Below are 15,773 nucleotides of genomic sequence, written 5' to 3' on the forward strand. Positions count from 1 at the left end.
GCCCCGCTTATTCAAAGAACGTTCCCGATGTCCAATCCGTCCGCTACATCCTCACGCATGAGCGCGCCTGAAATGCGCGCGACCGTGTCGCTCGCCGCTATCTTCGCGTTGCGCATGCTCGGTCTCTTCATGATCATGCCGGTGTTCTCGATTTACGCGAAGACCATCCCCGGCGGCGACAACGTGCTGCTGGTGGGGATCGCGCTCGGTGCGTACGGCGTGACGCAGTCGATGCTGTACATCTTCTACGGCTGGATCTCCGACAAGGTCGGCCGCAAACCGGTCATTGCGACCGGCCTCCTGATTTTCGCGCTCGGCAGCTTTGTCGCGGCCGGCGCGCACGACATGACGTGGATCATTGTCGGGCGGGTGATTCAGGGCATGGGCGCGGTGTCGTCCGCGGTGATCGCGTTTATCGCCGACCTGACCTCGGAAGAGCATCGCACCAAGGCGATGGCGATGGTTGGCGGCAGCATCGGCATTTCGTTCGCGGTGGCGATTGTCGGTGCGCCGATCGTGTTCCAGTGGGTCGGCATGAGCGGCTTGTTCACGCTGGTCGGCATCTTCTCGATTCTGGCGATCGGCCTGGTATTGTGGGTCGTGCCGGACGCGCCCAGGCCGGTGCACGTGCGTGCGCCGTTCGCCGAGGTGCTGCATAACGTCGAATTGCTGCGCCTGAATTTTGGCGTGCTCGTGCTGCACGCCACGCAAACCGCCTTGTTCCTCGTCGTGCCGCGTATTCTCGAAGCCGGCGGCCTGCCGGTCGCGTCGCACTGGAAGGTGTATTTGCCGGTCATGGGCCTCTCGTTTGTGATGATGGTCCCGGCGATCATCGCCGCGGAAAAGCGCGGAAAAATGAAAATCGTGCTTCTGTCGGCGATCGGTCTTATCCTGATCGGACAGTTGTTGTTGGGCGTCGCACCGCATACGATTCTGAGTGTGGCGGCAATCCTCTTTGTCTACTTTCTGGGCTTCAATATTCTTGAGGCGTCGCAGCCTTCGCTGGTGTCGAAACTGGCGCCGGGCACCCGCAAGGGCGCGGCGGCCGGCGTGTACAACACCACCCAGTCGATCGGTCTTGCGCTGGGCGGGGTGGTCGGCGGCTGGCTGCTCAAGGTGGACGGCCAGAGCGCGGTCTTCTTTACGTGCTCGGGTCTGGTGTTTTGCTGGCTTATAATCGCGGCAAATATGAAACAGCCGCCGCGCAGGAAGGCGTAACACCGCCCCCAATTCTGGCGCTTTGCGCCGGGCCCCGAAGGGGTAATCTCCCAATCTTCCTGGGGGACTTCCTTCGGTGCGGAAAACTTGGGGCGGCTTGGCGTTTTCTTGACAGAACTCACCCGGCGGCGGGCTGAGGTGCAGTTCCGGTCTCCGGCCCGCTGGCTTGAGACGTGAATCGTGCATTGCTGCGCCGCCCGCAACGGAATTAACAGGAGAAACTCATGGCATCCGTGAACAAGGTCATTCTCGTCGGCAATCTCGGAGCCGATCCGGAAGTCCGTTATCTTCCGAGCGGCGACGCAGTGGCGAACATCCGCCTTGCGACGACGGATCGGTACAAAGACAAAGCGTCCGGCGAAATGAAGGAAGCGACCGAATGGCACCGCGTGTCGTTTTTCGGCCGGCTTGCGGAAATCGTCTCGGAATATCTGAAGAAGGGCTCGTCGGTGTACCTGGAAGGGCGCATCCGCACCCGCAAGTGGCAGGCTCAGGACGGCACCGACCGTTACTCGACCGAAATCGTCGCCGAGCAGATGCAAATGCTGGGTGGCCGTGGCGGCTCGATGGGCGGTGGTGGTGACGAAGGCGGTTACAGCCGCGGCGAACCGTCGGAGCGTAGCGGCGGCGGTGGCGGCCGTGCGGTTGCCGGCGGCGGCGCTTCGCGTGGCGGCAGCGGTGGCGGCGGTGGTTCGAGCCGTCCGAGCGCGCCGGCCGGCGGTGGGTTTGATGAGATGGACGACGATATTCCGTTCTAACCGGAGCGTTAACTGTAGGTGTAACGATGGACCCGAAATATTTGGCCAAATCAATGACTTGGCGAGAATTTTCGGGTCCTTTTTTGTTTGCGCATTCTTCCCTCCAGGCGGAATGTGCCTGATTGGTAAAGAATGGGTTCCGTTCTTGGAGAATGGAGCCTGATGTGACGGGATATACGGTTCGCGAAGTTCGCCTTGAGAGTGGAGAGCGCTTTCCTCTCTTGGTGCACTGAGATCCATTGGGTCTGCCGGTACCGGAGGTCCTCGAATACTCTTTAGCAAAGCTGCGTGCTCGTGGGCTTCGACGAGCCAGTATTCGTCACCGGACGGAAGCGCTCGGACTCACGCTTCAGTTTCTCTCCGATCGGCGCATCGACCGTGGGTCAGGATTCCATACAAATCAACATGAAGCAGGGCGAGCCGGAAGCCACACTACAACGTGACGCTCCTTCGCCCCGATAACAAACACTCTAACAAGTCGGCCGGGTCTCTTGGTAGACGATAGACCTGAGCCGACAACGCCTATGAGCGAAGCCTACGGCGAATCTCAGCGTGCACTGCGGGAAGGTCACTGCGTAGCGTCAATTCAGTCAGTTGGTAACTAGACTCGTCCGGCCCGCATTCCAAGTCGACGTCCGAAGCGGCCAGCAGGCTGGGAAAAAGATTGATGAGCAGTCTTTTCGAACCCAACGTTGCAGTTAAGGGAATCACCCGTCCTTTCGTGCTCTCCCCAAAGCTGCAATCGATTGTGTCTAACCGCAGGCTGCTAGCAAGTGCATGCAGCAGCGCGGCTTGGACGTCTGCAGGTTCACTTTCAGGCAGAGCGCCGACGACTCCGTAACGCAACAAGGATGCAGCTAATCGGCGGTCGAGTTTGCCCTTTAGATGTTGATTGTGAAAGTGGTCAAGACACTCCGTGCAAGATGTGTCACACGTACAGCCTTCAAGAAGGGTAAGCGTTTCGCGGGCGATTTCGTCGAAATACTTTGCGGCAAGCTCTGCATAGCCAGCACCTCCAGAAAGCGTGTCATAGAGGTAAACATCGAGTGAAACGCTTCCCTCAGCGTCGACAGGAAGAATCCGGTGTCCCGCACCGAATTCCGTCGGGTCAAGGTCCAACTGTCTATGCCGACTCGCCGCAAGGCGGAGCGCCTCCGCCAAGCTGTACGCGGCGTTTTCGAGGACGCGCACCACCAGTGGATTTCCGATATCAGTGACCAACGGCGCTTTCACCAAGAGACGCAACAACAGCAAGTCCGTCCTGAAGTCATAGCCAAGGAAAGTTTGGACAAATTCGCCGTCGCAGGTGTTGTTCGCGGCTGAACTCTTGAGAAGATATGGCCGTATATGCTTGCCGGACTTTGGGTTTTCGAATACTTCTGCACAACCGCATTTATTGCAGACGGAGAAACCCTGTGCCTCGCCTTCGCGAGTCTGTCCTTTATTGAGCGTCAGCAAACGTTTGTTCGTCGCGTGCGCATATCGAAGATACGGCCCACTACTGCGGAAGTCGAACGTTTCGCTGTCTGTCGGTTGTGGATACTGCGCCATCGTCGCAAAGGTGATGTCTTGCTCTCGGTCCTCCTCGGAAAGCGGTTTGGCCTTCTCAGGACCAAAGACCTCCGGCTGAATCATGAGTTGTGTTCGCAAGTTGCCAGCGCAGACTGGACATACGGCAAGAGGCTTGCCACCGCCATACGGATCTTGAACGAAAGAACATGCATCACAAATTACGAGACTCTTTGCGCTCTCTGGTTCGAACAGCTTGCTCGCTCGATTGCCGTCCACGGACGGAGCGCTCGAAAACACGCCCCCGGACCTATAAGTCTTCTTATTGATAACAACGAGCCTGCCCGGCGCGTACTCGCTAAGTGCTTGACCAGTCGATTGTTGGGGTTGTTGCTCAAGTTTAATTTCCCAGCGTCCTGCTGAATTTCGCTTCCACTCTTCAACCAAAAAGCTGCATAGGCTGGTTGGGAATGCGTAGGTCGGCAACAACTGATGGAAGAACAAAAACTCGAGTAAATCCTCGTGCTCAAGTAGTTGGTAGTTTTCTTCGTCATCGGCGTCGTCGTCACCGTCTTCGTTTTCGAGGTCACCTTGCCCTTCGGCCTCCGAAGTCAGAAAGTCTTGGATAGACGCCTTAAGCTCGTTCAACGTTTGTAGGTACGCGTGCGAAACGCTGAGCACCCATGCCAAAAGACTGCCACCCTCTATTTTCAAGCCAGGAGGCAGCCATGCGGCAATGTGTTTTGCGAGGTGATGCGGCGGTGTGAAAACATGCTCTTCAAGCCAACGCGAGAAGGACGAGAGATTTGGACCATCTGTGACCCCGGCGAAGAAATCCGTCGTTCGCCCCAGCGCCTTTTGCAGCACGGCAGTTCCTGACCCATTCCAAGCGCCGTGTGCCGACGTGTCCTGGAAGAAGGTCTGCATCAGGAAAGCGTGGACATGCCTTACCGCAATTTTCGGATTATCAATCTTCAATTCAGGAGCCCGAGGTGGCCCGCTGACCATTTGCGCAGCGTTATGGAAGTAAAAGCTATCGTGTGGGCCATTTTGCGAAAACGCCACCACGGACGAAACCGAGGAGCCGCGTCGGCCTGCTCGGCCGGCCCGCTGTTGATAGTTTTCCCGCTGTGGAGGCACGTTGCGTAGCGCGACGGCAACGAGGGAACCGATGTCGATGCCAACCTCCATGGTTGTAGTGCAACTGAGCACATCAACCGGGCGGTCGCCGTCGTTCAAGAGGATATCTTGGAATCGCAACTCGTGAAGTTCAGTAGTCGAATGGACATTTCTATAGTCCCGGCCCGAGAGTTGCGCCGTGTGCTCTTCCACCGCCATATTGCGTAAAGTCGCGTTTGGCGCTAGCGCTTCTGATACCGGTTGGCGCCAGAACGATTTACGTGCTCGCATGTACGGGTCCGTCGCGGGGTCAAGGGATTGTGTATCGCGACTCCCGCAAGATAGGCATGCACCGCCGAGCGCGAAAGGCATCAATCCGGTACAGTCGGCACATTGAATCCACTTGCGGGACAGGTCGACACTCACCTTCAGCATGTTGGGATTGAGGAATAAACCGTCAGTTCCTGCTGCCAAGTGAGACGACATGGCCTGTTCGAGTTTTTTTACGGTGGGTTCACCGTACTCAGTCCCGGTAACAAGAGCGTTCCGGAACTGCTGCCTGAACTGTCCTTTACTTCCCCAGTTTTGCCGCCAAAAACCATATGCCTGCTCACGTAACGCATGTGGGAACTCCATGTCGAACGCGAATTCGCCAAGCAATCCGTCAATCCAAGCGACAGACAAAGCTTGTGTTTGGTCGAGCGATAGGTGAACGCCTTGCTCCGCTAACGTAGCTCGAACCTTATTCAATGCGTGCTTGGTGGGTTCAATGAATCCGACTGTCGTTCCACTCAGCGAATAGTAGCTGCTGCATAAAAGCTTCAACAAAGCGAGTCGGTATCGCCAAGGCGGGTCCCCTGGTTGATAGTTATCCGCTAACGCTGCGGACAGATCCGCATCGAAGTCATGTTTGAAACTATGGAGATGTTGGTCTAAGGTGACGGCATCGGTGCCATCAAACATAGATACGTTGCTCTTAGAAAGGGCGGCGAGAAATGCTAGATAGAGTATGGTTTTAGTTGGCTTACTTTCCCGACTTATTTTTCCGAGCATCTCTGTTGCCACAGCAACAGCTTGGCGGAACAAGTCAAGCTCCATATCTCGTGGCATGTCTCGCGCCAAACGCGCCGCTTTTTGCCTTCCATCGGAAAATACGAGTACTTTGCGGCCAGCGTTCGGATGCACACTGTCTTCCTCACGGCTCGCAGGCTGATGGAACATCTGCGCGCGAACCAACGTGGCAAACGGTGCCTCACCCTTCGTAACGTGGTCCATAATCTTCGAAGGGTCCGTTTTCGCCAAACGGGTGCGCTTGCAGCAAACCGGACAATTATCGAATCGCAGTTCCCCGTCGACGTGGATATCTTTGTGCGGTATCCGAACGTGCCGGTAACCGGTCAATTCCGCCGGGCGACTGCGTGCCAGTAGTCCAGTTTCGAAGTGCAGCCACGCGTCCAAATGTCGACTCGACGTGTGGGCTTTTGGCTCGACCATCATCTCTATTGGATAGAGCTTCCGATTTTGATTACGTGAGATTCCGATTTCGGGCTCATGCCAAACGAAGTTACAACTTTCGTCCACCCAGCCATTGATAAACGCCGCGCCACAGTCTCTATGGGTGTAAAGGTCATAGACGCGAGCTCTGCTCTTGCACGAACAAGAAAGAAGAGGTTTAGTATGAAAGCGACCCAGAATTGGAGCGACATCGGTGTAAGCTCGTCGCTCGGAACAATTTGGGTCAGCGCAGGCATACAGTCCCGGCAGGCCTCGGTGAAAGAGATGCAGTCGGGTGGGCAGCAATACTCGACCGTCCTTCTCCCTGAGGGCCTGGGAGCAGAGCGATAGCAAACTATCGAGGGCTCGTTGAGAATCGCCCAGCGACGCTTCCGGAGCTAATAAATCTGTCAACGCTTCCAACGCAGTAGCGTTGCCACTCACTTGATTGATAAGTAGATTGACTGGCCCTAATTCTGACAGGTGGGTGAAAAGGTAGTCTCGGACATCGCTCACTTCTTTGGGCGGCTCAGGCCAACCGAGGTGCCCGGCGAGACGAGCGATTTCGACAATCGCATCTTCAGGATTACTAGTCAGCTTGCTAAGTGCATCAATTGATAGAGAGGAGAGAGCCTCGATTTCGAAAGCAGACGCAGGACGACCAATGGGGCGCTTTTCTTTCGTGCCGGTTACCACATGGAATTGACTTCCCGGTACACCAGAGGAACCGGTGAGGTCAACGGCGAACTGTGCTACATCAAGAATTGCGTCTTTACCCGCGCCAAGACTTGCACTGGTCAATATGCACCGCACTCGCGAACGAGGTATCCCCAGTCGGGCAATCAGCCGTCGAATCAGCAGCGCAACTTCGGCACCGCCCGCACCTCGGTACATGTGCGCTTCATCGAGAACGAGGATAAGTTCATTCCGAGCATCCGTAGCAAGCCATGCCGAGGTTTGCTCGAAGATTTTCCGCTCAATCGGTCGCATGAGCATGTACTCGAGCATCGAGTAATTGGTAACCAGAATGTCCGGGCAATGCTCCTGCATCTCATGGCGTGTCATCAACTCGCGGTCTTCAGGCTGAGTCAAGAGCCGGTACTTCCAGTTAAAGGCGTTGTAGTCTTGTCCAACTTTCTTGCCGCTCGTATACGTCTTTGTCTGGCTAGCACCGGAGTTGTAGAAGCCAACGAGATCTTTGCTAGGCCAGCGACCCAGACGCTGAAGCTGCTGCTTCAGTTCAGGTTTGGCCTCAACTCTATTGTAGAAATCGTCGAAGAGTGGGGCGATGCGCGTACGGTCGCGGCTACTTTTTCGCGGCCCGGGGTACGGTGTGCGTCCAGTGTAGCTTCCAAAGCGGACCGGGCGTCCACGTCCTTCGCTAACTAGATTATTGACACGAGTATTGCCGAGCAAACGGCGGATGCGGGCCAACTGGTCATTCACTAGCGCGTTCATCGGATATAACAAAATCGCGCGGCAACCGGCCAGCGAGCTACTTGTCGGTCTTTCTGCACTTTCAAGCGCAAGGGACGCGACGATTGGCATCAAGAAGCTTTCCGTCTTTCCTGAGCCAGTACCGGTGGCGACCACCAATTCCGCGCGGTCTTCGCCGAGGAACGCTTCTAGCGCATCAGCTTGATGACGATAAGGCTCCGGGTATAGGCCGCTGTTGTCGCGTACGGCGGCGATTTTCGTCAACACCTCCTTTGCATGCTGAGGTATCCGCAAGTTGCGGTAGGGCTCGCCAAATTCGTAAACTGGTGTTGCTTCAACGAACGCCTTTTGCGCAATTACACCCGCTTCCTTCAATAGCGCGTGACGTTCCGCAAGTAGCCCCTCATTTTTGATGTGATATTGGGACTCAATATATTGACGCAACCCGTCATGCAGCCCGGCGACGGTATCATGCACGCCGTAACGCTGTGTGTTTTCATCTTCGTGCATCATCTATACCCCATTTGTCTGTTCGATTAGTGTGTGCCCCAGTAGTCCAACTGCTCGCTCAATTAGCGGCAACAAACGGGTGGAAAACGTGTATTGCCTTGGCCAGTCTGCCGCTGATTGTTCGGAACAACGCCAACCTAGTTTGAGGAATGCATCTTCCGGTTCTGGAAATGGTCGAGGTAGAAAAACGGTAACTGTGTTGCCTTCTACACGATATTTAACGCGTCGGCTCCACTCAACCCTGCTTGCCAGAACAGCTTGAAACCGACGTGCGTTTGGTCGCGATATTACATGCGCAGACTGGATTTCGAATGTTCTCTCTGCGGTTTGTTTCAGGCGGCACAAGCCGTACTCCCTGGCGGGTGAGCCAAAGACCGTGCGCCTATAAAGATGAAGGCCATTTGCTTCAGTTGGCGAACCACATTGTTTCCATCTTCCGTCAATGAAGATTTCTACCCCCAGAAGCTCCTCAACGACCGCCATGCTCGAAGCGCTACGTTCAGAGAATGCTTTGAACCAAGCTTGTATGTCGTCCGAAGGTACGCGCAGCCAATCGGCCAGTCGTTGCTCTCGAAGTATCGACGTGTCAGAGCGAAGATTTATATCTAGAAGGCGGCAACGTCCGACGACCTGAGTGGCCCGGCGGACTTTGTACGGCAGGTTTGTTAGGGGAACGCAACTTATAAGGAGCTCGGTTTCACGGCTCACGGCGACCACACGGGAAGGGGCCGGCAGCCAATGATGCGAATCAACTTTTACCAACTCGCCTAAAGTCGACAATTGCTCGATTTCGTCGACTATCGGCGAGCGAGACTGTTCATAATGGCCGCTTAGTTCGGGCCAGACCGGTGAAAGTCTTTGAACTACTGCGCGCGTGATGGTTGCAGTCGCTACGGGCTCGCGGTTACTCCCACCGTCGGGCCGACTTCCAAGACAGACGGCTGCACGTATATGCTCGCTTATGGCACCTAGCTTGGTTGCCTCTGCGACATTCTTGAACCCAAACTCTGTTTCAATACTGTCTAGAACGCGGGCACGCGAGGATGTTTCGAACCTCATTAGTTCGGTTCCCCTACGAGTTCACTCAGTGCATTCTTCACGGAGGTGGTTTGAAGTTGCTCAGACGCAAATTCATCAATCGCCCGCTCCACCACGTCTCGGGTGAGCCCATTCGCGTTTGCCCAAGGAACAATCCAGTTCGTCAAGGCAATCCCAAGGTCTCGCTTGTAATCCGCGCCCGGAAGTGCAAACAGCACGCCGAGAAATCTGAAAAACGCAAACTGCCAAAGTCGGTTTCGAGGTAGTGCCAAGGCGTTGACTACGTTGGAGACCTCGCTAACCTGTTCTCGTGTACTTTCGATTAGCTCTTGAATTTCGTTCTGAAGAAACGAGACCTCTCCACCACGCATTACGGTCCAATCCGGCGATTGACTCCACAGGAGCTCATCGGAGTCGACAATCGGGCCAAGCTCCAAAAGCGCCGTGTTGCCCGGTAACGCGGCTGGACCTTCCGCCCAAGTCGCGAACAGCGCAGCTCCAAGTGGAACGCGCCCTACACGCACAAATTGACTCTGCATAACTCGGTCGCGGACAGCCCCTCCGTAAATCTCGAATGCCGAACAATTTACGCCTCGCAGCAAAAGGCCCGGATAAGGCTGGGTCGCGTCTCCAAGAAGTCCGAGGATACTGTCCGCATCTGAGCCGTTACACAACCCGACTGGAACTTGCCACGTGAGTTGTCGGTTGCCTCCGAAGCAACGAGTAGAAGCAGTGCCTAGAAATTCCGCAAGAGAGCCTCGGAACTGAACCATCTGGCCCGATAGCACACCTGCGACCATGGTTCGCGCGGCACTATCGGCATCTGTCTGCCGCACGCCTATCGCAACAAGATTCGCTTTCGTAAACTGAAAGACGTTACTTGGGTCACTGAGCGCTTCCGGCTTCGTGGAGGGCGGCGTACTCAGCCATTTCACCGGCCCAGCAATGACCTTCGAATTGACGATTTCTGGTTTGTTCTCAGCCGTGTGTTCAGAAGCCGTGTCCGCTTCGCGCCGAGTCCTAAGCTCGCAAACTATCCGCTGATGTTCTTCCTCTAGGTTTGCAAGTGAATCTCGTATCGCAGTGAGTTCGCCAGCAAGGTTCTTCAACGCTTTTTGCAAAGAACCGACGTCGTCTCGAATGTAGTCTTTAGATGTCCGTGCCGCCGTAAGCGCTTGTTCTATTCTATGTTCGACGCGTTTAGTCTGCGCGGTGAATTCTGTCGTGAGTTTGTCCAACTCCGAGCGACTCAAAGCTGGGGGGCGATGGTCTAGGTCGTCAATTCTTCGCTCCATTTCGGCGCTGGCTTGTGACGCACTCACTGCTGCAGTCGCGGCACCCGCTGCTTTGGTCTCGACTTCTCGCAGTTTGCGTCCGAGGTCACCAGTTGTTTTGCCCAATTCCCTTACGGTCCGCTCGAGCTCTCTGACATCGTCCGGCAGCATCGAAAGCAGACGGTCACGTTCCAATGTCGCTCTCGACGGAAGCGATGCGACAAATGCGGATACACCACTCGTGATAGCAAAGCCGCCAAACTGGACGAGTCGCTCAACATCCTCCTTCGGGCAGGTTTTGGCGTTGCCATCGACTAACTCTTTGAGAAACTTGAGAGCTCCCGGCTCGCCAGCCTCTGTGTAGTCGATTAGCGTTGATGGGAAACCATGCTGAAAGGTCTGCTGCCCCCATGCGCACCAGATTGCTTCAAATGCCTTCCATTCCTTGGATGCGGTACGGGTTTTCGGGTCCGGCGCGTGCGCGAGCGCCGCGACCAAGCGCTCTCCCTTAATTCTGAATTCTCTATCAGTGTTTTTTCGAAATCCGTCTACGGCAGGGAGGGTGGCGAAAACCTTTCGTCGGGCGGCGAAGGGTGAATCATCCAAAAATGCCGATATCGCTGCGGCGCCCATGCCGGCTATTCTTTTTTTCGCTTCGTATGAAAAACTGAGATTCATATGGTCTCCAACTTACGACTGGCGATGTCCTGCGTTATGCCATTCAAGGGCATGGTTCAAGACACGCCAGTGCGCGGTATGCATACCCGCCTTCTTCGTCTTCGAGAAAGCTGCCAAGAGTTCAACGTCGGTCATCTTCCGTGCACTCAATGTTGAGGGTGTGATGTCCTGTATTTGAAATAAAAAAGTGAGAAGCCTGTTGCGTAGGTCAGACGGGAGACGACGCGCCTTGCGGGGCGCCACACGATCACTTGTTGTTGCACGACCGAACGGTCCGAAATCCAACAGGACATCGTGGGTTTTATCGGATATGACTTTTTTAAGTTGCGCAACAGTGGCTGGAGGGAGCGCCTTTAGGCTGCCGCCAGATTCTGCTCGGAAACCTGAGGCATGCAGCGGCAAACACTCATCCCAGATTCCGTCGACACTGGTGTAGAGCGTTCCCCTCGCATTTGCTGGTAGGGCAAGGTGAGAGAATTCAAGTTCCCCACTTCGTACGCGAGAAAGCAAGAGTGCGGCAAATCCGTCGTGCAAGGTGCAGACGACCTCGGTGCCATTTGGTTCGACGGCTGCGAGCTCGACCGCATCCTCGCTTTGAAACAGCGGCAGGCTGAAGTCGATTCGAAGTTGGACTCGAGTTGGCTCAAGACACGTCAGTTCGACTAATGGCTCCCTCTCGGGTACAAGCTTAAACAGGGCGTCGGCTACGCCTACAGCATTGGCTGCGACGGGTTCGGACCGCCCCTTCGCGAACATGCCCCGCACGGGGTTAAGCCTTCCCGACGAATATTGCCCCCCATAGACAATAACCTCAGTATTCTCGGGCGCGATGAGGGCACAGCCCGTGACTTTTCGCACGAATGGCGGCCAGACCGGGACGATTTCAGTCGCAGATTGAGCGAGTGGAAGACCGGTGAACGTTTGAAGCCAATTTTTGGATTCTTCACTAATCGGGAGTGAGAGTGTGACCATCGCAGCCAACCAGCTTTCTCGAGCCTTCAAAGCCTGATGTTCGATTTGGTCTGGAAAGACCGGATTTGATGCGGTTGACCAAACGAAAACGTATGTCCGCCCGAGAGTTAACTCCTTAACTCGAGGCAGAACTTTGCTGCTTGGTCGCACGATTTCGCCAAACACAGTCGCATGCTTGCTGGAAAGACCGGCGCAGCTAATGGCCTGCTGGTTGCTCCACGAAGCGCGCGGCGGCACTATTGTCAGTACCCGATAGCTCTCTTGTTGGGGCTCTGCCACAGCTCGGCGGTGCGATTCCCCGTCTTCAACTCTGCAGTCCACTGTAAGTGTCCTGCCACCAACGTCGAGAATTATCTCGCTGCCGACAAATTCGGCGGTTGGGATCGACAATTCCAACCCCCAAGCACGCGGAAAGGTGCTGTCGGACAGCCGAATACCTAGGGTGAGCTCATGAAGTCGGTCGGAGCCAAACAGGTCAATGGCGGTGGAGCCGTTGGCCGAGCCGAAGCCCTCAACGTAAAGCCCGCAGTCCTTCCCGCTGCTCCCAGGCATATGGGCGAAGTAAGGCTGCTTGGACGCGCCGGCTCTCAATATAACCGGCGCACTACACTCAGGACAAAGGTATAGATGCCGACCCTCATCAGCATCGTCAGCGTCGACGTAACGGCCAGTTAGTCGACAGCGAGCTTCTTTCACATTTCCCCCGAATCTTTCGCCCCGGCTCATTCTCGGCCGAGGTCGGACTAAGCCAACTTTAGCTTGGCAATCGATTGTCGCGTCGAATATGAAGTTTTTATCAATTCAGGGAGCTTCGCTGAATCCCATTGCTGATACTCGGGTCTCGTAGCGGCACGTCGGGTAACCCAGCGCTCAACGCTAATGGAACCCACTTCAGATGCAGAACGAAGCCGCGTCAATTGAGGCCGCCCCTTGCCACTTCTAAGGATTGTAGTCGCGTTGTCCGCGAGAAGAGAAATAAATAACTCTCTCTGAATCCCGTGCTTAAGGACATCACCTTTAAATCCAAGCCCCGACATAGCTGCTCGGATGGTACGAATTCGCCAATTTGGTCCGTCACCAAATTGATGAGTGTCGGCATAAGGGTGTTCAATATCGCGCAAGTAATCGCGCATATCCGAGAAAAGAGCTTCCGGAACATGAAAGTGCCCCCAGCCTCCGCTGTACCCTAAACTCGTGAAATACTGCTCGTCGTGTAGTTTAAGGCGATTGTAAACCGACGAGCGTCCCATTGACGACGAAGTCGTTACGGCGAGCAGACGAGCCTTCTTTTTTGCTTGCGAAATGATGCCGCACGAATCGCCGTATACATTAGCGAAGTCGTCGTAAACTTCTCTGCTCCGTATAAGGCAAGCCACAAGCTTGCCGCCAAGGAGCATGTTGTATGGCGGCAATGCGCCCAGCACATAGGCGTCCATTACATTAACAAGCCTGTCAGTTCTTGCCGCGCCATCCCAGCCGATGTAGTTGTCGCGCGCGGACAGGTTGAAAACCGGGTCGCCAATAGCAAAGATGCCTATCAGCTTTCCATTGTTCTCATCCCATACTAGGTAGCGCAACCGCCGCCCGAATCCTCTCGAAACGGGAACCGACCAAGTGAGGGACGCTAGTCTGAACAGGTCGCCTTGCCACGAGTTCGACGGGACGCGCTCTAGGCGAGGGGAAATGTGCTCGGGGTTCACCTCGTTTCCTGACGCGAAGTAGTCCGCTAGTCGAGGCAGTTGACGCGTGATGAAATCAGACTCGCCCTGCAGCAATTCTTGGCGCTGAGGGGCATGCAGGTGGCGAATAATTTCTTTGCTGGTCCCCGGCGCTTCGAGCACACCTTCTTCTGAGCGGCGAAACCCAAGGTTGGAAAGGTGTCGGCGCAATCTGCGCTTCAGTAAAGCCTCTTTCGTGCTGACCCGCACAACTGTTCCGGTTGATATTTTTGACATTTTTTGTTGCTAAATTTTTGTCGAGCTCGGGTCGCCGCGACGCCGTGAAATTATAAACGTTAGCAGGTGTTCATAAGTGAGACGTGGCCGATGACGAAAAAGCGTTCGTTTCGGTTAGTGACTCGCCGTGCGAAAAAATCACGGAAGGAATATCCGGTCGGAACCGGTTGGATGATTACGGATACTCGCAATCGTCGAGCTGACTTCGATCGAACACCGATGCCCGTGGCGTCGGACCTGAAGAAAGCTCCGTGCGTGTCCATACGGAACCACAAAGTGGGACGGAGCGCCCTGCTGCGGGTATGTCTTGCCGGACGGGCCCAGCCATCACCTCGAGTCGCCCGCAGGGCTGACTCCTTTGGATCTTTGGAGGCGCAAAAAGGACCGATAGCGACTTCGCGTTACCGGTAACAACGAGGCTCTGAAGCGAGACGCGCCTGTGGATAACGTCGCGGTCTGAACGCCGCTCGCCCCTCTTCTGCCCCTCTCTTAAAAGCTGGAAAGACATACCGAAACCGAAAATCCTAAAAGTGAAGAACGAAAAAACTGAAACGCCCGCGGAGCGGGCGTTTCAGGCGCAGCTAGCTGCACTATTTGACACAAGATTAAGTTGCGGCGATTGCACCTTCTGGTCAGATTTCATAAATAAATCAAAGGGTTGGAGGCGGCTTGACATGGTTGGGTCCCACTTGGCGTTCTAACCCCGGCTATCGCCGGGTTAGTACCCAGAACCCCGCTTTCGAGCGGGGTTTTTTATTGTGGCGTTGGCACATTGCCTTCTTCGAGTCACTTCGCCTCTCCGCACCCAAAGGCCAAAACCATCACCGGCTGAGGTGCGCCAGCGCATCTCTCATCGGCAAACTCGAAACGACAATCGGCCCGGTAAACGGCGTATCCAGGTCGACGATCACATAGATCGCAGAAGCAATCGACACTGCCCCAAGCGAAATCGTGACCAACGCTAACGCATTACGCGGCGCGATCAATCCGAAGCTCAGAAAAATCACGCACAACCAGAACGTCAGCGTCATCAGGAACGGCAGAGAAATTGAACTGTGTGCTTCCTCGATGATCTTCCAGCGGGCATCCACAGCCCGCCGATATTGCGTCAACGCATCATCGAGCGCGCGCTGTTGTAGCGGATCGTGCGCCTGCAATTTCCGCAACTGCCTGCCTACCGCGGTCAGCATATCGCCGAGCCGCACGTTTTCCAGCTTCTGCGAGTTGTCCTGCGATCCGATGTCCTTCGGATAATCTCCGGCTGGAGCGGGCTCGCCGGGCCATGTCGAGGCAATCGCCGCCGCCGTGTACACGCGCAACAGGTGCCGGGCCTCGCTGGTATCGTCGCCGTATTCCCGCAAGGTTGTGTCGAACTCGATCAGGTCAGCGGCAAAGGTGCGCAAATCGTTCGACTCGGTATCGAAACTGGATTTTGCGGATGCCGTCATCAACCCGAGCACCAAAGCGGCAAACGTCACGAGCATGCCGATAACCAGCTGGATGAGTTGCACGGTTTCGTGCGCCTTATGCTCTTCAGGCAGCAACGGTCGCGCCCACACGCCCAGACCGGTTCCGACCAGCAATAAAGCGAAAACCAGCAGAGCCGAGCCTATTTCTGACATAGAAATGCTCCGGAGACACGTGCTTCGTCACTTTCTACCAACCGCTGTCCGCCGACCACCCGGGTAGTCCCGCAAATGCACTTGCGCGAGTGATCGCTGACCTTCGCTCGTATGTTGATGTATCGCAAACGTATGCGCTATCAACCATAAAGTTTTCTGTAATCCCGCCGTAGACCATCTGTGTGGCGT

The 15,773-nt window shown here is 55.4% G+C and carries 7 protein-coding genes; 2 read left to right on the forward strand and 5 right to left on the reverse strand.

Going from position 1 to position 15,773, the window contains the following annotated elements:
- Positions 1-27: 27 nt before the first annotated feature.
- Together ACOSV0_RS02040 and ACOSV0_RS02045 are read left to right on the forward strand one after the other, a co-directional pair.
- Positions 28-1,218: an MFS transporter gene (locus ACOSV0_RS02040; protein ID WP_434108395.1), complete on the forward strand. Its 1,191-nt coding sequence runs from the start codon at positions 28-30 to the stop codon at positions 1,216-1,218.
- A gap of 224 nt (positions 1,219-1,442) precedes the next feature.
- Complete coding sequence (locus ACOSV0_RS02045) at positions 1,443-1,976, forward strand: single-stranded DNA-binding protein (RefSeq protein WP_434108397.1); 534 nt, start codon at positions 1,443-1,445, stop codon at positions 1,974-1,976.
- Between the two features lie 522 nt (positions 1,977-2,498).
- Here ACOSV0_RS02045 and ACOSV0_RS02050 read toward each other — a convergent pair.
- The 5 genes from ACOSV0_RS02050 to ACOSV0_RS02070 form a co-directional block, all read right to left on the reverse strand.
- On the reverse strand, positions 2,499-8,048 hold the full coding sequence (locus ACOSV0_RS02050) for a DEAD/DEAH box helicase (protein WP_434108398.1): 5,550 nt from the start codon (positions 8,046-8,048) through the stop codon (positions 2,499-2,501).
- A 1,055-nt stretch (positions 8,049-9,103) separates the two neighbouring features.
- The gene (locus ACOSV0_RS02055) at positions 9,104-11,035 is read right to left on the reverse strand and encodes a hypothetical protein (RefSeq protein WP_434108400.1); all 1,932 of its coding nucleotides are present in this window, start codon (positions 11,033-11,035) and stop codon (positions 9,104-9,106) included.
- Positions 11,036-11,047: 12 nt separating this feature from the next.
- Positions 11,048-12,397: a hypothetical protein gene (locus tag ACOSV0_RS02060; RefSeq protein WP_434108402.1), complete on the reverse strand. Its 1,350-nt coding sequence runs from the start codon at positions 12,395-12,397 to the stop codon at positions 11,048-11,050.
- 353 nt (positions 12,398-12,750) lie between these two features.
- Positions 12,751-13,962 (reverse strand): Druantia anti-phage system protein DruA, encoded by a 1,212-nt coding sequence (locus ACOSV0_RS02065; protein ID WP_434108403.1) that lies wholly within the window; start codon positions 13,960-13,962, stop codon positions 12,751-12,753.
- Between the two features lie 821 nt (positions 13,963-14,783).
- Positions 14,784-15,584 carry a hypothetical protein gene (locus ACOSV0_RS02070; protein ID WP_434108405.1) on the reverse strand — a complete coding sequence of 267 codons (801 nt, stop codon included), beginning with the start codon at positions 15,582-15,584 and terminating at the stop codon, positions 14,784-14,786.
- Positions 15,585-15,773 lie beyond the last annotated feature (189 nt).

Source organism: Paraburkholderia caffeinilytica, assembly GCF_051027425.1.
GTDB lineage: Bacteria > Pseudomonadota > Gammaproteobacteria > Burkholderiales > Burkholderiaceae > Paraburkholderia > Paraburkholderia caffeinilytica_A.

Excerpts from the sequence above, each read along its gene's own strand:
- ACOSV0_RS02055 (WP_434108400.1), bottom strand. The coding sequence starts at position 11,035 with ATGAATCTCAGTTTTTCATACGAAGCGAAAAAAAGAATAGCCGGCATG.
- ACOSV0_RS02070 (WP_434108405.1), bottom strand. The coding sequence starts at position 15,584 with ATGTCAGAAATAGGCTCGGCTCTGCTGGTTTTCGCTTTATTGCTGGTC.
- ACOSV0_RS02065 (WP_434108403.1), bottom strand. The coding sequence starts at position 13,962 with ATGTCAAAAATATCAACCGGAACAGTTGTGCGGGTCAGCACGAAAGAG.
- ACOSV0_RS02045 (WP_434108397.1), top strand. The coding sequence starts at position 1,443 with ATGGCATCCGTGAACAAGGTCATTCTCGTCGGCAATCTCGGAGCCGAT.
- ACOSV0_RS02050 (WP_434108398.1), bottom strand. The coding sequence starts at position 8,048 with ATGATGCACGAAGATGAAAACACACAGCGTTACGGCGTGCATGATACC.
- ACOSV0_RS02040 (WP_434108395.1), top strand. The coding sequence starts at position 28 with ATGTCCAATCCGTCCGCTACATCCTCACGCATGAGCGCGCCTGAAATG.